General features: G+C 58.4%; 18 protein-coding genes. 4 read left to right on the top strand and 14 right to left on the bottom strand.

What is annotated here, in order from left to right:
- The first annotated feature begins 87 nt into the window (after positions 1-87).
- Positions 88-1,464 (top strand): exodeoxyribonuclease VII large subunit, encoded by a 1,377-nt coding sequence (gene xseA / locus JK621_RS22180; RefSeq protein ID WP_212557672.1) that lies wholly within the window; start codon positions 88-90, stop codon positions 1,462-1,464.
- Between the two features lie 5 nt (positions 1,465-1,469).
- Here the strand turns inward: xseA and JK621_RS22175 are convergent, their stop codons facing one another.
- Together JK621_RS22175 and JK621_RS22170 are read right to left on the bottom strand one after the other, a co-directional pair.
- Entirely contained in the window at positions 1,470-3,836 is a 2,367-nt protein-coding gene (locus JK621_RS22175; protein WP_212557671.1) for a glycoside hydrolase family 31 protein, read from the bottom strand.
- 11 nt (positions 3,837-3,847) lie between these two features.
- On the bottom strand, positions 3,848-5,155 hold the full coding sequence (locus tag JK621_RS22170) for an MFS transporter (RefSeq protein WP_212557670.1): 1,308 nt from the start codon (positions 5,153-5,155) through the stop codon (positions 3,848-3,850).
- Positions 5,156-5,520: 365 nt separating this feature from the next.
- On the opposite strand from JK621_RS22170, the gene JK621_RS22165 reads away from it, so the two are divergent.
- From JK621_RS22165 to JK621_RS22155, 3 genes are all read left to right on the top strand, one after another.
- A complete protein-coding gene (locus tag JK621_RS22165) occupies positions 5,521-6,603 on the top strand; it encodes a LacI family DNA-binding transcriptional regulator (RefSeq protein WP_212557669.1) in 1,083 nt (360 codons plus the stop codon).
- Positions 6,604-6,664: 61 nt separating this feature from the next.
- Positions 6,665-7,681, top strand: coding sequence for a M4 family metallopeptidase (locus JK621_RS22160; RefSeq protein WP_212557668.1), 1,017 nt, complete (start codon positions 6,665-6,667; stop codon positions 7,679-7,681).
- Positions 7,681-8,022 (top strand): protealysin inhibitor emfourin, encoded by a 342-nt coding sequence (locus JK621_RS22155; RefSeq protein ID WP_212557667.1) that lies wholly within the window; start codon positions 7,681-7,683, stop codon positions 8,020-8,022. Before JK621_RS22160 ends, JK621_RS22155 begins: the two co-directional genes overlap by 1 nt.
- A gap of 4 nt (positions 8,023-8,026) precedes the next feature.
- On the opposite strand, the gene JK621_RS22150 is transcribed toward JK621_RS22155, so the two are convergent.
- From JK621_RS22150 to pbpC, 12 genes are all read right to left on the bottom strand, one after another.
- A complete protein-coding gene (locus JK621_RS22150; RefSeq protein WP_212557666.1) occupies positions 8,027-8,248 on the bottom strand; it encodes a zinc ribbon domain-containing protein in 222 nt (73 codons plus the stop codon).
- Positions 8,249-8,261: 13 nt separating this feature from the next.
- Entirely contained in the window at positions 8,262-9,218 is a 957-nt protein-coding gene (locus JK621_RS22145; RefSeq protein ID WP_212557665.1) for an AEC family transporter, read from the bottom strand.
- A 97-nt stretch (positions 9,219-9,315) separates the two neighbouring features.
- Positions 9,316-10,800, bottom strand: a complete 1,485-nt coding sequence (gene der / locus JK621_RS22140) for a ribosome biogenesis GTPase Der (protein ID WP_212557664.1) — start codon at positions 10,798-10,800, stop codon at positions 9,316-9,318.
- Positions 10,801-11,053: 253 nt separating this feature from the next.
- Entirely contained in the window at positions 11,054-12,235 is a 1,182-nt protein-coding gene (bamB, locus tag JK621_RS22135; protein ID WP_212557663.1) for an outer membrane protein assembly factor BamB, read from the bottom strand.
- Between the two features lie 11 nt (positions 12,236-12,246).
- Positions 12,247-12,867 carry a YfgM family protein gene (locus tag JK621_RS22130; RefSeq protein ID WP_212557662.1) on the bottom strand — a complete coding sequence of 207 codons (621 nt, stop codon included), beginning with the start codon at positions 12,865-12,867 and terminating at the stop codon, positions 12,247-12,249.
- 13 nt (positions 12,868-12,880) lie between these two features.
- On the bottom strand, positions 12,881-14,155 hold the full coding sequence (gene hisS, locus JK621_RS22125; protein WP_212557661.1) for a histidine--tRNA ligase: 1,275 nt from the start codon (positions 14,153-14,155) through the stop codon (positions 12,881-12,883).
- Between the two features lie 139 nt (positions 14,156-14,294).
- Complete coding sequence (gene ispG, locus JK621_RS22120) at positions 14,295-15,416, bottom strand: flavodoxin-dependent (E)-4-hydroxy-3-methylbut-2-enyl-diphosphate synthase (protein WP_212557660.1); 1,122 nt, start codon at positions 15,414-15,416, stop codon at positions 14,295-14,297.
- A gap of 47 nt (positions 15,417-15,463) precedes the next feature.
- Entirely contained in the window at positions 15,464-16,447 is a 984-nt protein-coding gene (gene rodZ, locus JK621_RS22115) for a cytoskeleton protein RodZ (protein ID WP_212557659.1), read from the bottom strand.
- Positions 16,437-17,183: a type IV pilus biogenesis/stability protein PilW gene (gene pilW / locus JK621_RS22110; protein ID WP_212557658.1), complete on the bottom strand. Its 747-nt coding sequence runs from the start codon at positions 17,181-17,183 to the stop codon at positions 16,437-16,439. The genes rodZ and pilW overlap by 11 nt, the downstream gene beginning before the upstream one ends.
- Positions 17,184-17,270: 87 nt before the next feature.
- Entirely contained in the window at positions 17,271-18,467 is a 1,197-nt protein-coding gene (locus JK621_RS22105; RefSeq protein WP_004952075.1) for a bifunctional tRNA (adenosine(37)-C2)-methyltransferase TrmG/ribosomal RNA large subunit methyltransferase RlmN, read from the bottom strand.
- A gap of 404 nt (positions 18,468-18,871) precedes the next feature.
- Positions 18,872-19,297, bottom strand: coding sequence for a nucleoside-diphosphate kinase (gene ndk, locus JK621_RS22100; RefSeq protein ID WP_202671266.1), 426 nt, complete (start codon positions 19,295-19,297; stop codon positions 18,872-18,874).
- A gap of 182 nt (positions 19,298-19,479) precedes the next feature.
- Positions 19,480-21,804: a peptidoglycan glycosyltransferase PbpC gene (pbpC, locus tag JK621_RS22095; protein ID WP_212557657.1), complete on the bottom strand. Its 2,325-nt coding sequence runs from the start codon at positions 21,802-21,804 to the stop codon at positions 19,480-19,482.
- Positions 21,805-21,856: the final 52 nt, after the last annotated feature.

Genomic DNA, 21,856 nt, shown 5'->3' with positions numbered 1-21,856 from the left:
ACTTTCTCACAAAAACTCTTGATTACCTTTTTCAGCCCTGTAGTATCGACCAATTAAGTGGTTGTTTTGGAATTTGATCTGGGTCACATGTCGCTACCTGTCTCGCCGTCTATTTTTACCGTAAGCCGCCTGAATCAGACGGTTCGACAGCTGCTGGAAATGGAAATGGGCCAGATTTGGCTCTCCGCCGAGATCTCCAACTTCTCTCAACCCGCTTCCGGCCACTGGTATTTCACGCTGAAAGACGACCGCGCGCAGGTGCGTTGTGCGATGTTCCGCAACAGCAACCGCCGCACCACCTTCCGCCCGCAAAACGGCCAGCAAGTGTTGGTTCGCGCCAGCATCACGCTGTATGAACCGCGCGGCGACTATCAGCTGATTGCCGAAAGCATGCAACCCGCCGGCGACGGCCTGCTGCAACAGCAATTCGATCAACTGAAACAGCGCCTGAGCGCCGAAGGCCTGTTCGACCAACAGTTCAAGCAACCGCTGCCCAGCCCGGCCAAACGCGTCGGGGTGATCACCTCCGCCAGCGGCGCGGCGCTGCACGATGTGTTGCAGGTGCTGCAACGGCGCGATCCTTCGCTGCCCATCGTTATCTACCCGACCTCGGTGCAGGGCGCGGAAGCGCCATTGCAGATCGTACGCGCCATCGAAACGGCCAACCGCCGCGACGAATGCGACGTGCTGATCGTCGGCCGTGGCGGCGGCTCGCTGGAAGACCTGTGGAGTTTTAACGACGAACGCGTAGCGCGGGCGATATTCGCCAGCCGCATTCCGATCGTCAGCGCCGTCGGCCATGAAACCGACGTCACCATTGCCGACTTTGTCGCGGATCTGCGGGCGCCAACCCCTTCCGCCGCCGCCGAACTGGTCAGCCGCAATCAGCTGGAGCTGCTGCGTCAGTTGCAATCCCAGCAGCAGCGGATGGAAATGGCGATGGATTACTATCTGGCCCAGCGTCAGCAGCAGTTCACCCGCATCAACCACCGTTTGCAACAGCAGCATCCGCATCTGCGCCTGGCGCGCCAGCAAACGCTGTTGTTCAAGCTGCAACGCCGGTTGGAAGACGGCATGCAAAATCAGCTGCGCCTGTCTTCACGCCGCAGCGATCGGGTGCAACAGCGTTTGGCGCAGGTGCAGCCGCAGGCGCGCATTCACCGCTACCAGCAACGCGTGCAGCAACAGGAATACCGTTTGCAGCAGGCGCTGGAGCGCCGGCTCAACGCTTACCGCCAGCGTTTCGGGGTGGCCTGCAGCCAGCTCGAAGCGGTCAGCCCGCTGGCGACGCTGGCGCGCGGCTACAGCGTGACGCAAACCCCGCGCGGCGAATTGCTGAAAACCACCAAACAGGCGCAGGTCGGCGAACTGCTGAAAACCCGCCTGCAGGATGGCTGGGTGGAAAGCGAAGTGAAAACCGTCATCGTCGCCAAGAAGCCGCGCAAGAAGCGCGCGGCCCCATAAACGCCCTATTCCAACGTAAAACTCTCGCCCGGCTCACCGTTGATCCACAGTTCCCGCGTTTCTCCGGCAGGCAGGCTGACCGTCAGCGTCCGCCAGGCCGGTTTGAACTGCCCTTCGGTGGTGACGTTCAGCATGACGCGCCGATTATCGCTGTGCATCTCCCAGCGCAGCCACAGCGCGTTGCCCTGCTGCCAGCCATAACTTTCCCCGTCGTCTTCGAACAACAGCCCAGAAGCGCTGCCACAGCCTTTAAACGGGTACAGTTGCAACTCGCGCCGATCGTCGGCGGCAACGTCGACGTGCGCCAGGCGAGATGACAGCGGCAACGCCGCCCCGGCGCGCACCAACAGCGGCAGACGCTCCAGCGGTGCATCCAGCACCACCGTCTGGCCACCGCTGAACCACTGGCCGCTGTGGAAGCAGTACCAGCCTTCGCCGTTATCCGGCAGATAGACCGAACGCGCACGCTGCCCCTGCTCCACCACGCTGGCCACCAGCAAATCGCGGCCGATCATAAAATCATCGGTTTCGTTCAGCGTGCGTTCATCATGCTCGTGATCGAGGAAGGTCGGGCGCAACATCGGCTCGTCGTCGGCGCTGGCCTGCCACAGCAGGGTGTAGAAATAGGGCATCAGGCGATAGCGCAGGTTGATCGCCTCGCGGACGGCCGGCGTGGCGGCCGGATACATCCACGGCTCGTTAACCGTCGCGTCGTCGTTCCAGGAGTGAATGGTGAAACGCGGGTGCATCACGCCGTTTTGCACCCAGCGCACCAGCAGTTCGGCGTCCGGTTTGTCGCCGGAAAAACCGCCGACGTCGTGCCCCAGGTTATACAACCCGGACAGGCTCATGCCCAACCCCATGCGGATGTTGTAGCGCAGGGTTTGCCAGTTGGTGCGGTTGTCGCCGCTCCAGGTCTGCACGTAGCGCTGCATGCCGGCACAGCCGGAACGGGAGATCAGGTACGGCCGCAGGTCGGGCGCGAAGCGCTGCTGGGCTTCCATCGAAGCGCGCATCATCAGCAACGGCATTACCGGGCGGATATGCTTGATGGCGATCGGCCGGCCAAAACCCTGGCAGCGCGCTTCTGCGTCCCACACTTCGTATTCGTTGTTGTCGTTCCAGGTCGAATCTATGCCCATCTCCAGCAGTTGCTGAGTGACGCCCTGCTGCCACCAACGCACCGTCGCCGGGTTGGTGAAATCGAGGTGCGAACCTTCGTCGTCCCAAAAGCTGGAGCGCTCCGGCTGGTCGCTTTCCGAATCGCGGATAAACAGCCCCTGCTCCGCCGCCTGCCGGTACTGCGGATGATCCTGCAACAGGCAGGGTTTGATGTTGGCCGCCAGCTTCAGCCCGGCGGCGTGGAACGCCTGGCTCAGCAACTTCGGCTGCGGCACCTTGTCGTAATTCCAGTTGAACACGTAGCGCTTGTTGCCGATCGAGGTGTAACCCGAAGACAGCTGGAACGAGTCGCAAGGAATATCGTGCTGCTTGCACAATGCGATGAACTGTTGCAACTGCTGCTGGGCGTCCGGCGCGTCGGTGTAATGCATGGTCGAACCGCTGTACCCGAGGCTCCATTTCGGCCCGAAGTGGGTCTTGCCGGTGAGGCGCACAAAGGCTTTGGTCACGTCCAGCACCTGCGGCCCCAGGAACAGGTAATAATCGAGATCCCCCGCCTCGGCCTGATAACGGCGGTAGGCCAAATGGTAATTGTCGATCTCGTTGCCCAAATCCAGCCAGCAGCTGCTCAGGTTGTCGTAAAACAGCCCAAAACTGGCCTCTGCACCGCGGGTGATGGTGAAGGGCACATGCTTGTACAGCGGATCGGTGCTGGCGGCGTTGTAGCCCATCGCATCCAGATTGCGCATTTCGAAGCGGCGGCCGCTGCGCTCCAGATCGCCGGCCTTCTCGCCCAGGCCATAATAGCGTTCGCCGGCAAAGCGGCGCTGGTAGTGCGCCACGCCGTCACCCTGCGGATTGAGCAGGTAGGCGCTGGTTGGCCGGTCGGCCGCCAGCGGCCGCCATTCACCGGCGGCATTGCGGTGTTCCCACTCCAGCCACAGCGGCTGGTGCACGGTAACGCGCAGCGCGGCGCCGGTCACCACCAATCGATCCTCATGCTGTTGCAGTTGATAACCCGGCAGGCTAAAACCGGCGACGCTCAGGCGATCGCGCCCTTCCCAGGGCACGTCGGCCTGCGGCGCAATGCTCCAGGTGCGGTCCAGCGCCAGCTCGCCGTTGCGTTTGATCAGCACGCGGAACAGGTTGTCTTCCAGCACGTACAGGCAGAACAGGTGGCGCTCGTCGACCAGCAATTCAACGCGGTCGGCATACTCGCCTGCCAGCGTCCATTTTTTTAACGTTTTCATAGGCATCCAACTTAACTATTCAGTGTTTTTTTACCGCCGCGCTCGGCGATCAAGGCAATCAGGAACAGGGCGCCGATCAGATCGAAGAAGCCCATGGCGATAAACAGCGGGTTGAAGCCGACGGTGTCGGAAACCGCACCGATCAGCAGCGTAAACAGGAAACTGGCGATCCAGGCACTGGAGCCGCGCATGCCGTTGACCGTCGCCATCTGGTTTTTATCGAACGACTCCACCACCAGCGCGCTGAGCATGCAGGAGATCACCTGGTGGCCGAAACCGCCGATCGAGATCAACGCGATCGCCACATAGGGATCTTTGGTCACCGCGACAAACGCCAGCGAAACCATCATGAAGGCGCCGGTGACCGAGCTGGCGACCACCGAGTTGACGCGGCTGCAGCCGAACCATTTGCGGTACAGGGTGGTGAGATAACCGCTGGCGACGCTGCCGATATCCGCCGCCAAAAACGGCAGCCAGGCAAACATGGCGATGTGCTTTAAATCCATGCCGCGTTCGGTAGCCAGGTACAGCGGCACCCAGAAGCTGAACACCGCCCAGGCCGGTTCGGCGAGAAAGGCCGGAATGGCGATGCCGTAGAACTTTTTGTTTTTACACAAGATTGCCAATGATTTTAAAAACGGCAGCCTCGGCAATACCGGCTCGTTATCTTCGCGGATCAGATCCAACTCTTTTTGGCTCAGATTGGGGTGTTTTGACGGCTCGTGGTAGAACAGCCACCACAGTACCACCCAGACCAACGCCAACGCGCCGGAGAACAAGAAGGCACCCTGCCAGCCAAAAGAGACGTGGGCAATGACGATGATTGGCGGGGCCAGCATGGCGCCGATAGAAAAACCGACGCCCGCCCAGCCGGCAGCAACCGGCCGTTCCTTTTTCGGGAACCAGTCGGAAATCGCCTTGGCGTTGCCCGGCGTGGCCGCCGCTTCCGCCCCGCCCATGAAGAAGCGCAGGATCGCCAACTGAACCCAGCTCCCCGCCCCGGCGTGCAGCATGCACACCACCGCCCAGATGCTGGCGCAGATCAAAAAGCCCATCTTCAGGCCGATAACATCGATCAGCCAGCCGCAGATCGGCTGAAATACCGTATAGGCCAGCTGGAATGACGCCACCACCCAGGAATATTGCTCGGTGGTCATGTTCAGGCTGGTTTTCAGCTCCGGCGCCAGGATACCCAGCGAGTTACGGGTAATGTAGTTGACCGTAACGCCGAGCAGAAACAGCGCCAGCATCCACCAACGCAGCGATTTAAACTTGCGGCGGCCGCTGTGCGCGACCGTCTGATTAATTTCAACACTCATCTGTCTTCTCTCCACGGCGGCTGCCCGGTGAAACAGCGCGCTTTTTGGTAGGGCACGTTTTGGTATCGAAGGTATGGGTTGCGAAAATTTGCGATAACGATCACGAAAAATCACACGCATCGCTGACAACCACATGATTTATTTTCATTTTATTTATAATTCAGCCGGTGAATTGGACTGATAAGTCTATAAAATTGGTGTACCAATGCAGACTAGCCAGCCGGGAGCGTGAGCGAAACGTGGTTTTTTGCAAAAATTTTCATAGGCAGCCTAAAAGCTCGCCATAATGGCGACCCAAGCCAAACAGTACGCTGAAAAAACGTGGTGAAAATATTTTCACCGGCAAATTTGAAGGAGATCACAGAATGAACGGAAAGCTGAAAATACAGGAAATTGCCCGCCAAACCGGGCTGTCGATCAGCACCGTTTCACGCGTACTCGCGGGCAAAGCCAACACCAGCGCCGAGGCGCGCCACAAGGTATTGGCCTGCGCCCAGCAGAACGGCATCTTGCAAGGCCTGTCCAACGGCCGGCTGATGCTGAACAACGTCATGGTGTTTGCCCCGCAGCGCGCCTTCGACGTGCGCACCGACATCTTTTATCACAAGGTGATCCAGGGAATCACCGCCGCGCTGGCGGAACATGAGGTGCGCATCCGCTATTGCGGGCTTGAAGAGCAGCACAGCGACGGCGCGCTGTTCCTGGAAAAAATGAGCGATCCGCAGACCGAGGCGGCGCTGATTATCGGCATCGACGACGAGCACATTCACCAGTTGGCCGCCGAGCTGCACAAACCCTGCGTGTTGATCAACTGTACCGATCGCCAGATGCGGCTGGACAGCGTCTCCCCCGATCATCAGCTGATCGGCGAGTTCTCCGCCAATTATCTGATCCAACAGGGCCACAGCCATATTCTGAACCTGCAATGCCTGCGCCGACACACCATGGAGCTGCGGCTGGCGGGCATCAGGCAGGCCTATGCGCAGCACAACATCGCCTTTGACGAAGGCCGCCATCTGGTTACTACCTCCGGCTTTGGCAGCGAAGAAGCCGAGCAGGCGCTGACCACCTTTATCGATCAGGTCAGCCAGCGTTCGCAGTTGCCGACGGCTATTCTCGCCGGGGGCGACTATATGGCAGTCGGCGCGGTCAAGGCATTGAACAAACTGGGGCTGAACGTACCGGCAGATATCTCGGTCATGAGCACCGACGGTTTTAACCTGGCGGAAATTCATGATGTGCCGCTCACCTCGGTGCATGTGCCGCGAGACGAACTGGGCCATGAGGCGATCCAACTGTTGCAGCGCCGGATGCTGCGCGCCGATGCGCCGCCATGCAACCTGCTGCTGCACGGGAAACTGGCGGTACGCGCCTCGGTCAAGCGCATCAGCCCGCACAAGACCAGCCCGGCGGTCAGCACCCACGATCATCGTCTTTACGATGTCTGAACTACACTTGGTGGTGGGATATTCATTTGTCGAGGTAATTTTTTGCCTAAGGAGAACCACCATGCCAACCCGTTCAGTCATCCCCCCTTATATGCTGCGCAGGATTATTGAACACGGCAGCGTACCGCAACGCGACTGCGCATTGCACACCCTGAACCACGTCCAAAGCCTGCTCGGCAACAAGCCGCTGCGTGCGCCCGGCGCGAAAACCGCTGGCAGCGGCAAAGTCATCCGCGATATCTACGACGCTCAAAACGGCACCCAGCTTCCCGGCAAGCAAGTGCGCAACGAGGGCCAGGCCAGCAACCATGACGTGGCGGTGGACGAAGCCTATGACTATCTCGGCGTGACCTACGATTTCTTCTGGCAGGCGTTTGAGCGCAATTCGCTGGACAACAAAGGCCTGCCGTTGACCGGCAGCGTCCACTACGGCCATGAGTATCAGAATGCCTTCTGGAATGGTCAGCAAATGGTATTCGGCGACGGTGACGGCGAGATCTTCAACCGTTTTACCATCGCTATCGATGTCGTCGGCCACGAACTGGCGCACGGCGTAACCGAAAGCGAAGCCGGGTTGATTTACTTCCAACAGGCCGGCGCGCTCAATGAGTCTATGTCCGACGTATTCGGTTCGTTGGTCAAACAGTTCCACCTTCGGCAAACCGCCGATAAGGCCGACTGGCTGATTGGCGCGGGCCTGCTGGCCAAGGGCATCAACGGCAAGGGCCTGCGCTCGATGTCTGCGCCCGGCACCGCCTACGACGATCCGCTGCTGGGTAAAGATCCGCAACCGGCCGACATGAAGGATTACATTCAGACCAAAGAGGACAACGGCGGCGTGCACCTCAACTCCGGCATCCCCAACCGTGCCTTCTATCTGGCGGCCACCGCGCTCGGCGGCTTCGCCTGGGAGAAAGCCGGCTACGTCTGGTATGACACGCTGTGCGACAAAGCGCTGCCGCAGGATGCCGACTTCGCCACTTTCGCCCGCACCACGGTAAAACATGCGCAGCAGCGTTTTGACCGCGCCGTGGCGGACAAAGTGCAGCAAGCCTGGCATCAGGTGGGGGTGGCATAATGAAACCCTTGCCGTCGCTCAATCAGGACACGGTCATTGAGCTGGCGCGTGAAGGCGGTTTCGCCTTTATTCCCAAACTGGCGGGCCAGCGGCGCATTGCGCTGGCCGATATTACGCCGGAGCAGCGCCAACGCCTGAGCCAGTTGTTGAATCAAACGCTGCCCTACGCGCAGGAAGAGGGAAAACCGGGTTCCCCCGGCTGCGGCGACCAACGCTACTTCCGCGTTCAAATCAGCTATTACAGCCAGAATCTGTGCAGCGAAATCGTATTGCTGATCCCGGAAACCAACGCACCGCAGGCGCTGGTGGACTTATGGAAAACCGGTCATGTGGATGAGTGAAGGCTTACAACGGCTGATAATCAAATAGCACGCGCTTTTTGGATACCAGCCCGTGGCCGTTCTGGCACAGATAATCCACTGCGCCGCAGGCCTTCAGCGCCTGCAGCGGCTGCCCGCAGTCCGGGCAGTTGGCCAACTGCCGATAATCGCGTTCACAGGGGGCGCAATGGTAGTGACCATTCACCCACTCCATCGTTTGATCGCATTGCGGACAGTGTGCTTCCATACTGACTCCCAGGTTAAATCGCGCCCCATGAGCGCAAGAAGTATATCCCCAGCGCGGTGGTAAAAAACGAACCGACGGTGGTGATGGCAATAATATTCGCCGCCAGCGTGGCGTTGCCGCCCATGGCGCGCGTCATGACATAGCTGCCCGAGGCGGTCGGCGTGGCGGAAAACAGGAAGATAATCCCCAGCGCCGCGCCGTGAAAGCCCCACAGCCAGCCGCCCAGCGTCATCATTACCGGTACCAGAAACAGCTTGGCTGAAGAAGACAGCGCGGCAACGTTGGATGAACGGAACATGGCGCGCAGATCCAGGCTTGCGCCGGTGCACAGCAGCGCCAGCGGCAGCGACAGCCCGGAGATATAGCTGCCGGTCTGCCGGATCACCTGCGGGATTTCCAGGCCGGTTTGCGCAAACAGCAACCCGCACACCAGGCCGATAATCAGCGGATTGGTGACAATGCTGCGCAACAGCGACAAACGGCCAATCTTCTTGCCGTGCCCGCCCTGCAGACTGCGCGTCAGGGTAATCACCGACAGCACGTTAAACAGGATCACCGTGACCGTCAGGTACAGCGAACCCAATGCCACACCTTCGTCGCCATAGGCCGTCATGGCATACGCCAGGCCGACAATGGCGGTATTGGCGCGGAACCCGCCCTGCACGAACACGCCCCGTTCACGCGGTTCCTTAACCAACCAGACCGCCGCCACTTCCAGCAACAAAAAGGTGGCGAGGGTGCCGATCGCGCCGTAGAGAACCAACGGCAGGTTGCCCAACAGTTGCGGATGATTGGTGGCGATACTGAAGAACAGCAGGCAAGGCAGCGCCAGATTGAACACCAACCGCGTGGCGCCATCGATAAAACGATCGTCCATCAGCCGCCAGTGGCGCAGCAGTATGCCCAACAGCATCATTAACAGATTAGGTACGGTGACGCTGAACGCAAAACTCCAGGTTTCCCAAGACATGGTGTTCCTTCAACTGGCGGTGACAATATGCAGATAATAGAACGACTTCAGGCCAATAAAAAAGAGCGCGGTATGGCTACCGCGCTCTTATTGAAGATTATTTGCTTTTCTTCAGGTGGCTCATCAGGCGTTTACGCTTGCGCATCTGGTTCGGCGTCAGCAGGTTGCGCTTGCCGGCGAACGGGTTGTCACCCTCTTTGAACTGGATGCGGATTGGCGTACCCATTACCTTCAGTGAACGACGGAAGTAGTTCATCAGATAACGTTTGTAAGAGTCGGCCAGATCGCTCACCTGGTTGCCGTGGATCACCACGATCGGTGGGTTATAACCCCCGGCGTGCGCATATTTCAGCTTCACGCGGCGGCCACGCACCAACGGCGGCTGGTGGTCTTCGGCAGCCATCTGCATGATTTTGGTCAGCATGGAGGTGTTCACGCGACGGGTCGCGCACTCGTAGGCTTCCTGCACGGATTCGAACAGGTTGCCGACGCCGCTGCCGTGCAGCGCAGAGATGAAGTGCACGCGAGCGAAATCGACAAAGCCCAGGCGCAGATCCAGCATCTCTTTCACATGTTCGCGATCTTCCTCGCTCATGCCGTCCCACTTGTTGACCGCAATCACCAGTGAGCGCCCACTATTGAGGATAAAGCCGAGCAGCGAGAGATCCTGATCGGAAATGCCTTCGCGCGCGTCAACCACCAACAACACGACGTTGGCGTCTTCGATCGCCTGCAGGGTTTTGATTACCGAGAATTTTTCTACGGTTTCCGTTACCTTGCCGCGTTTGCGCACCCCGGCGGTATCGATCAGCACGTATTCGCGCTCGTCGCGTACCATCGGGATATAGATGCTGTCGCGGGTAGTGCCCGGCATGTCGTACACCACCACACGCTCCTCGCCGAGGATACGGTTAGTCAGTGTGGACTTACCCACGTTAGGACGGCCAACAATCGCCAGCTTGATCGGCAAATCTTGCGGATTGAAGTCGTCTTCCGGCTCTTCTTCGTCTTCCGGGATTTCGTCTTCCTGCTCAGCCCAGTAAGCGGCGTTGGCCTCTTCGTCGGTCAGCTCGACTTCTTCGGGTTTTTCACCGACAAAAGGCACCAGCACGTGTTCGATCAGCTGCGCCACGCCACGGCCGTGCGAAGCGGCGATCGCATACACGTCACCCAGGCCCAGCGAGTAGAAATCGGCGGTGGCCATGTCCGGATCCATGCCGTCGGTTTTGTTGGCGACCAGGAAGGTGGCCTTCTGACGGTTGCGCAGATGCTGGGCAATGCCCTGATCGGCCGGCATCAGGCCAGCACGCGCGTCGACCATGAACAGCACGATGTCCGCTTCTTCAATCGCCAACAGCGATTGGCCGGCCATGCGCGTTTCAACGCCGTCTTCGGTACCGTCAATGCCCCCGGTATCGACGATAATAAATTCATTACCCTCAACTTCGGCACGACCATACTTGCGGTCTCGCGTTAGCCCGGGGAAATCCGCCACCAGCGCATCGCGCGTATGTGTTAAACGGTTAAACAAGGTGGATTTACCCACATTCGGGCGCCCAACCAGCGCGACGACAGGTATCATTGTGAAGCCTCATTACTTAATAATCAATGCGTTACTACACCATGGATAGACACCGGAAGTGCAGCTTATAAAATACGAAACGGCCCCTGAACACTCAGGAGCCGTTTTCCCCTTCATCTTTCGCGCCGCAGTGGCGTTGACTTCGTACCCTCACCCCAGTCACTTAGCTCACTAAGCTTCTGGGGATTTGTGCACTTGTCGCCTGACTGCACCCGAAATCTTTTGGGTACTGAAAAGGTTGCGACGTTCGGCGTTAGCGGGTGAAAGCGTAAACTTTTCCGCCTTTGGCCTGGATAACCAGCTTATCGCCAGCCACCATCGGCGCAGACAGGAAGCCGGAGCTATCCACTTCCTGCTGGGCAACGAAACGGCCGTCCGTGGTGTTAATCCAGTGCAGGTACCCTTCGGAATCGCCAGTCACCAGATAACCATTATACATCACCGGCGGGGTCAGGTTGCGGTGCAGCAGATCGCTCTGCGTCCACACTGTTACGCCGCCTTCGGTGCTCAACGCTACCACGCGATCGTTCTGATCGATCAGGTAGATGCGGCCCGCGTCCACGATGAAGTCGTTCACGGAACCCAGTTCACGCTTCCACATGATCTGGCCGGAACGCAGATCCAGCGCCGTCAGGTTGCCATTGTAACCTAATGCGTAGACAACGCCTTCAACAATCACCGGCGTCGTGTCCACATCGTTCAGGCGATCGATCTCGGTCGCGCCGCTCGGCTGGGAAATACGCTGTTGCCAGATCAACTGGCCCTGCTGCATCAGCACTGCGCTGACGCGGCCGTTATCACCGCCGACAATCGCCGCGCCAAAGGCAACGGCCGGTGCGGATTCACCGCGCAGTGACAGCGATGGCATGTCCAGGTTAACCGTCCACTTCACCGCGCCATCGGATTCGTTCAGCGCCTGCAGCAGGCCGTTGGAGGTATGGATCAGCACCATGCCGTCGCTGATTACCGGGCGAGAAATCGCTTCGCCGGCTACCTTGGTCTGCCACGCCACTTTACCGTCTGCGGTATTCAACGCGTAAACCACTGCTTTTTCACTGCCGACGTAAACCTTGTCGCCCGCAACCGCCAGGCCGCCCGACAGCAGTGCCGGCAGGTTGCTGGAGAAGAAGCCGGTTTTCTCGGAGAGATCGACCTTCCACTTTTCGTCACCGTTGTCGGCATCCATCGCTTTCACGATGCCGTGACGGTCGGCAGCATAAATGGTGCTGTCCTGGAAAGCGGGACGCAGGTGAGAATAAAACTCACCGACACCGTCGCCTACCGAGGTGCTCCACGCCTTGCTCGGCGTGAATTGATTTTCAACTTTTGGCAGCGGCGACATGGTAACCACGTCTTCTTCACTGTTAAACAGCGAGCAACCACTCAACAAGGCAACGGAAACCAGTCCGACCAAGAGTGTTTTACGCAATTGCATGGGAATTCCCCTTAGCTGGACAAGTTATTCAATTTCATGCGCAGCAAAACCTGCAGCGCCTGAGAAGCGTTGGACTCAATGCCTTTGCTGTAAGCCTCACGCGCACCTTTGGTGTCGCCTTTGGCCAGCAACGCGTCGCCGCGTACATCTTGCGCCATCGCCGCCCAACCTTCGCCTTTCACGCCATCCAGCGTTTTCAGCGCTTCATCCAGCTTTTTCTCCTGCAACTGGACACGCGCCAGACGCAGGTTAATCATCGCCAGCATATTATCGTCTTTGGTCTGGCCCTGAGCCAACACCAACTGCTGCTCTGCCTTGGCAAAGTCATTCTGCTCAACAAAGTGCTTCGCCAGCTCCAGCGAGGCCAATACGCCATAGCTATTGCTGTTGGCCTTGGCAAACGCCTCCGCAGCGGACACGTCGTCCGGCTTACCGGCCGCCAGACGATCGCTGGCTTCCTGATAGGATTGGGACGCAGCCATCATGTTGGAGTTTTGGTGGTTCTGCCAGAAACGCCAGCCGACCAGGGCACCAATTCCGAGCACCACACCCACCGCCAGCGCTTTGCCGTTTTCGGCAAAGAACCGACGCACGGCGTCGACTTGTTCGTTTTCAGTGGTATAGACTTCCACGGTGTCCTTCTCCTTAACCTAACATCGTTGCCAGACGCACTGCGACTTCGCTTTGCGCCAGCGTTTCTTGTTCACCACTGCGCAGGTCCTTAACCACCACCTGTTGTGCCGCGACTTCGTTCTCACCGAGGATCAAAGCGACGCGCGCGCCCCATTTGTCCGCACGGGTGATCTGTTTCTTAAAGTTGCCGCCGCCGTAGTTGGTCATTAATTTCAACTGTGGCGCCGCATCGCGCACGTCTTCCGCCAACTGCATCGCCGCGCTTTGGGCGCCGGCGCCGGAGGAGATAACATACACGTCAATGGTCGCCGGGGCTTTGAAATCCGGATTAACCGCCTGAACCAGCAATACCAGACGCTCCAGACCCATCGCAAAACCGACCGCCGGCGTCGCACGCCCGCCCAGTTGCTCGACCAGGCCGTCGTAACGGCCGCCGGCGCACACCGTGCCCTGAGCGCCCAGACTGGTGGTCACCCATTCGAATACCGTACGGTTGTAGTAGTCCAGACCGCGCACCAGGCGTTCATTGATGGTATATGGGATACCTGCCTGAGCCAAAAGTTCACACAGGCCGTCGAAGTGGGCTTTGGATTCTTCATCCAGATACTCGGACAGGCGCGGCGCGTCGTTCAGCAAGGTCTGAACTTCCGGATTTTTGGAATCCAATACGCGCAGCGGGTTGCTGTACATGCGGCGCTTGCAATCTTCGTCCAGCTTTTCTTTATGCTGTTCCAGGAACGCCACCAGGGCATCGCGGTAGTTGGCGCGCGCGTCCAGAGAACCGATTGAATTCAGCTCCAGATTCACGTGCTCGGCAATGCCCAGCGCTTTCCACCAGCGGGCGGTCAGCAGGATCAGTTCGGCGTCGATGTCCGGGCCTTGCAGGCCGAACACTTCCACACCCAGCTGATTGAACTGACGATAGCGGCCTTTCTGCGGGCGCTCATAGCGGAACATCGGGCCGATGTACCACAGACGCTGTTCCTGATTGTACAGCAGACCATGTTCGATGCCGGCGCGAACGCAGCCAGCCGTCCCTTCCGGACGCAGCGTCAGGCTTTCGCCGTTGCGATCCTCGAAGGTATACATCTCTTTTTCCACGACGTCGGTCACTTCGCCGATCGCGCGTTTGAATAACGGGGTCTGCTCTACAATCGGCAACCGGATTTCGCTGTAACCGTAGCTGCCCAGCACCTGCTTCAGTGTGCCTTCAATACGCTGCCATAATGCCGTATCTTCCGGCAGGTAGTCGTTCATGCCGCGGATGGCTTGAATGTTCTTTGCCACGTGATTTCTCTGTCCGTTGTCTATAAAAATGAACCCGATTATAGGGACTTTGCCGCCCCGTATTCAACGCGGGTGCCGCTTTTTGCCTCCCGGGTTCATAAACAAGCGGGCTAATCAGCCCGCCATGTAGCGATAACGCTTATTTTTCCAGCAGACTGACCGAGATGCGATTGCTTTCATCCATCATCGACGCCTTGGCGCGAATCTTCGCCTCCAGTTGGTCAATCATCTGCTCATTGTCAAACCGCTCTTTCTGACGCACGCCGTCTTCGTAAAAACCGCTCTTGTTATGGCCACCGGTCACGCCCAGCGTGGAAACCAGCGCTTCACCCGGACCGTTGACCACACAACCGATAATCGAAACGTCCATCGGCGTGATGATGTCTTCCAGGCGTTGTTCAAGCGCGTTCACCGTGCCGATAACGTCAAACTCCTGGCGCGAACAGGTTGGGCAGGCGATGAAATTAATGCCGCGCGCGCGAATGCGCAGCGATTTCAGAATATCGAAACCGACTTTCACTTCTTCCACCGGATCGGCCGCCAGCGAAATTCGCAGGGTGTCGCCGATGCCTTCCGACAGCAGCAGCCCCAGGCCAATCGCCGACTTCACTGAACCGCTGCGCATGCCGCCGGCTTCGGTGATGCCCAAATGCAGCGGTTGATCGATACGCGCGGCCAACAGGCGATAAGATTGCACCGCCAGGAATACGTCGGAGGCTTTGACGCTGACCTTGAACTGATCGAAATTGAGGCGATCGAGGATATCTACATGACGCATCGCCGATTCGAGCAGCGCTTCCGGCGTAGGTTCGCCGTATTTTTCCTGAATGTCTTTTTCCAGCGAGCCGCCGTTCACCCCAATACGAATAGGGATGTTTTTATCGCGCGCGCAGTCCACGACTGAGCGGATGCGCGACTCGTTGCCGATATTGCCCGGATTGATACGCAGGCAGTCCACGCCGTATTCGGCAACCTGCAACGCAATGCGGTAATCGAAGTGGATATCGGCGACCAGCGGCACGTTGACCTGCTGCTTGATCAGCTTGAACGCCTCGGCGGCGTCCATGGTGGGAACCGAAACGCGGACAATATCTACGCCCACGCGCTCCAGCGCTTTGATCTGATTAACCGTTGCTTCAACATCGGTGGTACGGGTGTTGGTCATCGACTGCACGGCAATCGGCGCGCCATCACCTATAGGCACCTTGCCGACGTAAATTCGCGTTGATTTTCGACGGTTGATGGGCGCTTGGTTATGCATTACTTACTCTCCATTGTTGCTCTGGCTTCACGACAATCGCCGCGCAATCACTGCGCGGCAATGGTCAGACGAGCAACACGGTTTGATTTAACAAACCGGCTTAAATCCACCGGCTTACCTTGATATTGAATCTGTACTGCGGCCGGTGCGCCAATAGTCAGTTTATATGGCGCGGTACCTGCCAGGTTCAGCTTGCCGCCGCTCTTTTGGGTGCCGCTGAACAACGTCTTGCCGCTGGCGTCGCTTACCTGCAGCCAACAGTCAGAGGAGAAGTTCATCACCAACGCATTGGCATCGCCGGCAGATGCAGCCAGGCCCGCTTCGCCGGTCGGCAACGGCGCTTGCGCCGTCGGAGCCGCAGGCGTGGTCTCTGGGAGCGGAGCTTGGCTCGGCGAAACCACCGCAGGTTGCTGTGCGGTTTCATTGCCGGTTGCGGCCGGAGCCGGTGCTGCCTGTTGCGCAGGCGCAACGCCGGTATCTACCGGCGTTGAACCATTGTCAACCAAAGGTGCGTTGTTGTCGGCATTGCTGTCGGTCAACGGCACTGATTGGCCTTCATTGTTTTGTGAAAGCTGGGCGGAAGATTGATCGGCCATGGTGGCAATCTCTTCTTGCTGCGCCTTGTGGTTTTGCCACCACCAGGCGCCGGTCAGACCGACTACCACGAAAACAATCAACCAGGTGAAGCTCATCAGCCAGCCGTCGCGTTTTTTGCGGCGTTTGCCTAACGAGAAACTCTGCATTGGCGCAACTTTCGCCACCTTCAGCGGAGCCTGCTTGGCCAACATCGGCAGCAGTTCATCTTCCGGCAAATGCACCAGCTTGGCGTAGGAACGGATATAACCACGCACGAAAGTCGAAGCAAGGTCTGCGGAGAGATTGTCTTCTTCTATGTCGCGCACGGTAGACATTTTGAGGCACAGGCGTTCTGCAACGGCCTGTTGACTCAGCCCGAGTTGTTCGCGGGCTTGACGCAGACGTTGGCCTGTCGTCATGGATACGGTTTTATCTTGGGAGGCTTCAGTATTCATTAGCTAAGAACTGCTGGTACTGTTTGGATTGTGGAAAACTTCGCGCCAGCTGCTTGCCATAACGTTGAACGCTATCCTGGCGGCCTGCTAACGCGGCGAAACGAATCTGTAACCATAAGCTGTCGGCGCTAGCCGGCAGAACATGTTGATAACTATCCAATAAAAGTTGCGACTGAGCGCGCTTCCCTTCTCCAAATTGCTTTTCTGCCTCCACCAACAGTGGAGTGCCTTTGTCCGGATCGACCTTCAGGGCGCGCGTTAACAAGGTGCGTGCTTCATCGTTCTGTCCGGCCTTGAGAAAACAGTAACCTGCGTTTTCCAGGCTGTCGGCAACCTGACCATAATCCGGTGCCAGAGCCGCGGCGCTAAACTGCTGTTGTGCCGGTACATATTGCCCTAAACTGCAGAGAAACGCACCGTAATTATTCAGCACGGTGCCATTGTTAGGCGCAAGTTTGAGCGCCTGCTGATAACGTTGTTCAGCCGCGCCATTCTCGCCAGTCCGCTGCTCGTAAAGCGCCATGCCCAATTGGGTACGGTAATCCTGCGGGGCGGCGTCCGCCGCTTTTTCCAGATTCTGCCGCGCGGCGTTCAAATCGCCCTGCTTCAGATATTCCAGCCCCAGTTGCAAACGCGTCTGGCCCGCTTCAGGCGGCGCGTCTTTTTCCGGTGACGAACCGGAACAGCCGGCCAGTAAACCGGCCGCCAGCAACATACCCCACAGATTCAGCTTCATGCCCGCATTCATTTCCTTATCTGATGCCATCTTGACGTCTATTCACATAACAGACTGTTAGATAACAAAAAAATCATGCTATAGGATTCAGACCGCACGCACGTTGATAGGTTCCCCGGCCATTTTCTTTTTCAGGGTACGCTTGGTACGGTCGATCACTTCACCTGCCAGTTGCCCGCAAGCGGCATCGATATCATCACCACGGGTTTTACGAACAATAGTCGTAAAGCCGTATTCCATCAACACTTTGGAAAAACGATCCACGCGGCTGTTGGAACTGCGGCCGTAAGGCGCGCCGGGGAACGGGTTCCATGGGATCAGGTTGATCTTGCATGGCGTGTCTTTCAGGACCTCCGCCAACTGGTGCGCATCGTCGGTGCTGTCGTTGATATGATCCAGCATCACGTACTCGACCGTAACCCGACCCTGATTGGCGTTGGATTTCTCCAGGTAGCGGCGTACCGCAGCCAGGAAGGTTTCGATATTGTATTTGCGGTTGATAGGAACGATTTCATCGCGGATCTTGTCGTTTGGCGCATGCAGCGAGATCGCCAGCGCAACGTCAATCATATCGCCCAATTTGTCCAGCGCCGGCACGACGCCGGAAGTAGACAGGGTCACGCGGCGTTTGGACAAGCCAAAGCCGAAATCGTCCAGCATGATTTCCATCGCAGGTACTACGTTGTTCAGGTTGAGCAGCGGCTCGCCCATGCCCATCATCACCACGTTGGTGATCGGGCGTTCGCCGGTGACTTTCAGTGCGCCGATGATTTTCGCCGCACGCCACACCTGGCCAATGATTTCCGACACGCGCAGGTTACGGTTAAAGCCCTGCTGAGCGGTCGAACAGAATTTGCACTCCAGCGCACAACCCACCTGGGATGACACGCACAGGGTCGCGCGATCGCCGTCCGGAATAAACACGGTTTCGACCTGCTGATCGCCTACCGTGATCGCCCATTTAATGGTGCCATCGGCTGAACGCTGTTCTTCTGCCACTTCCGGCGCGCGAATTTCGGCGACGCTCTGCAGTTTGTTGCGCAGCACCTTGTTAATATCGGTCATCTGCTCAAAATCGTCGCAGCAATAGTGGTATATCCACTTCATGACCTGATCGGCGCGGAAAGGTTTTTCGCCCATTTTGGCGAAGAATTCACGCATTTGCTGACGGTTCAAATCCAGCAGGTTAATTTTGGCCGCAGCCGGGGTTTCCGCATTAACGGATTGAGTAGTCAGCGAATTATTTTCAGACACGATGTGCTCGGACGTGATGGGTTCTAACATGATGATCTCTGGCCTCGTTGTTACACGTTATGGCGCTAAAGAATGGAAAGTAAGTGTGCGTTTATACCCGTTATCCTTCAAATCGCAGCTGTGTTGCCTGCCTTTACTCCCCCTAATCACTTACTACAGTAAGCTCATAGGGATTCGTTCAGTTGCCGCCTTCCTGCAACTCGAATGATTTTGGGTCTGCATCGCACTAAAAACGCGCCCCTGACAAGACGACTCATCAGGGGCGCGGCATTGTACAAATTTTAGTAGCGGGTTGCCACGACTGAAAGACATTCAGGGCATTTTTATTGTTTCAGCCAGTGAATGCTCATCAAGCCCCTGCGACCCACAGCACAGAATACCCTATGGATTTCAAGTCGTAGCCAACAACGCTGCGGCTTGAAAGACGACGGGGATTAACGTGCGCAGATTTCGCTTTCGTTGAAGAAGTAAGCGATTTCGCGTTGGGCAGATTCTACTGCGTCGGAACCGTGTACGGCGTTGGCAGTGAAGCTGTCCGCGTAGTCGGCACGCAGGGTACCGGCCAGTGCGTTGTCCGGGTTGGTTGCGCCCATGATGTCACGGTTGCGCTGTACTGCGTTTTCAGCTTCCAGAACCTGAACCACGATTGGGCCGGAGGTCATGAACTCAACCAAACCGTCAAAGAATGGGCGGCCTTTGTGCTCAGCGTAGAAGCCTTCGGCTTGTTCGCGAGTCAGACGCAGCATTTTGGATGCGATGATTTTGAAACCGGCACGCTCGAAACGAGCATAGATTGCGCCGATGTCGTTATTAGCTACAGCGTTTGGTTTGATGATGGAAAAGGTACGTTCTACGGTCATGATGGCCTCTGTATGGCTTCCAAAACTGACCGGTCTGCAGTTAAACGCGTGCCGGCCTTCTTAAGTGGCGCAGATTATATGTGCGCTGTTAACGCTTGCCTACGGGAAAATCAACATTTCATTAAAAATTATTATCTTCATTCCTCACTTTGTACCCTGCAGGCCGAAGGTGAAAAATCGGCTTAGTCGAGGCTAAATCCGCGTAGCGCCACCTGGCCACTCCCATCCAGCAGGCTGAGCTGATAGCGGCCCGGCTGCGTCAGCGTCTGCAACAGCGACTCCCCTTCCCCCACCAACTGGCCGTTCAGGAACCACCAGCGCTGCCCACTCCCTCCCTGGGCGCTGATCCGCAAATCAAGCGCATTTTTACCCGGCAGGCGACGCAGTATCACGCCGTCGCGTACGCCCAGTATCAGCAGCGGCGGTGCCTCTTGTTGTTGCAAGGGCGGGCACAGAGGATCGACGGCCGGCAAACGCTGGGCGCGACGTTCCGCCGGCGGCAACCATGGCTCCAGCGGCGTTGGCCACAGCGCCAAACGATGCGCCACCGCCCCCGGGCAATCCGCCGCCACACGCAGCCCGCGAGCATTCAGCCACACCAGGGGTTGGCTGCCCAACGCGCTTTCCTGTCCCGGCGCAGACAGCGTCGGCGGCAGGGTTCCGTCGAGGATCCAGCTCAGACGCCGCTGGCGACAGTTACTGTCCCCGGCGGCAAGCGGCTGCCCGCCTGGCCAGCAGATCTCCGCGCGGCTGACGCTCGCCGGGCGCGGATCGGTCGGGATCCCTTGCCCGCGCTGGCGCAAAGAGGCCAGCAGCAAATTATTGACCTGATTCAACAGCGGTACCGCCGTGGCGAAACCGAACTGCCCGGCCACCGGCGTGCCGTCCGGTCGCCCAACCCATATCCCCAGCGTATAACGGGCGTTAACGCTCACCGCCCAGGCGTCGCGGTAGCCGTAACTGGTGCCGGTTTTCCACGCCAGCGGCACGCTGGCAGGCAGCATGTCATCCGGTAATGGGCGCGCCTCTCCCGCCAATATGCGCCGCACAATCCAGGCTGCGCCTGGCGACAGCAACTGGCGATCGTAAAGCCCTTGCCGAGGCGTAAATCGCAGCGGCGCCACTTTGCCTTGCCGGGCCAATGCGCTGAACCCGGCGACCAACTGATCCAACCGCGCGCCGGCTCCGCCCAGAATCAACGCCAGGCTCGGTTCGGCATGGGCCGGCAACCGCAGTTCCACACCCACGTTGCGTAAATTGGCGGCAAAGCGTTTTGGCCCGTAAGCCTCCAGCAGTTGCACTGCCGGCAGATTAAGCGAGCGCGCCAGCGCCTCGCTGGCGCTGACCGGACCGTGAAAACCGGTATCAAAATTGCCGGGCCGGTAATCGCCGAAGCGACGCGGTACATCCTGCAACAGCGATTCAGCGTGGATTAACCCATCGTCCAACGCCAGTCCATACAAAAAGGGTTTGAGCGTCGAGCCCGGCGAACGCCAGGCGGCCACCATATCAACATGACCAAAACGGCCGTTGTCATTGAAATCCAACGAGCCCAGGTAGGCGCGCACCTTCATGTTGGTGTGATCGACCACCAGCACGCCAACCGAGGTCTTTTCCGGCAATTGGCTCTTCCAGCCTCGCGCCAGATCTTCAAGCCGCCGCTGTAACGTGGCGTCCAGCGTGGTCGTTACGACCTGGCTGCGGTTACCCTGAGTCATGCGCCGCGCCAGCAACGGCGCTAACTGAGGTACCTGACGCGGTGCCAGCCACAACGCTTCCTGGCGAATTTCATTCACCTGCTGCGCTGGCCAAACGCGGTAATACGCCAGCCGCTCCAGCACTTTGTCCCGTGCGGCCTGCGCCCGTTCCGGATAGCGATCCGGCCGCAAACGGCTGGGCGCTTGCGGCAATACCGCCAGCAACGCAGCTTCTCCACGCGTGAGTGCCGAAGGCGGTTTGCCCAGATAGGTCCAGCTTGCCGCGCCAATCCCCTGCAAGGTGCCGCCATAGGGCGCCCGATTAAGGTAGATTTCGAGGATTTGATCCTTCGATAAATGCCATTCCAGCTGCGCGGTACGCCACACCTGCCGTAATTTGCCGCCCAGCGTGCGCGGATGGGGATCGATAAGGCGCGCTACCTGCATCGACAGCGTGCTGCCGCCGGAAACGATCTGCCCATTGCGCAGGTCCTGCCAGGCGGCACGAGCCAGCGCCAGCGGGTTGATGCCGGGATGCCGGTAAAACCAACGGTCCTCATAGGTCAGCAACGCTTGCAGATAATAGGGCGACACCTGCTGCAAAGTCACCGGATAACGCCACACGCCGTCGCTGTCGGCATAGCGCCACAGCGGCGTGCCGTCTTCCGCCACCACCACGCGGGCCATCTCGGCATCTTTCAGCGGCAACGGCCACAGCCGGTCCGCCAGCCACAGCAAAGCGGGCGGCAGGAGAATCGCCAGCAGCCAAATTAACCCGCGGCGGCGCAAATGAGCGAGGAAGAGAGTCATAAGAAAAACATCGCTCCCTTGCCCCGCCGCCGGTTAAACCACCGGGGCGGGA

The sequence above is a fragment of the Serratia plymuthica genome (assembly GCF_018336935.1).
GTDB lineage: Bacteria > Pseudomonadota > Gammaproteobacteria > Enterobacterales > Enterobacteriaceae > Serratia > Serratia plymuthica_B.
This window is presented reverse-complemented; position numbering and strand designations above follow the sequence as displayed.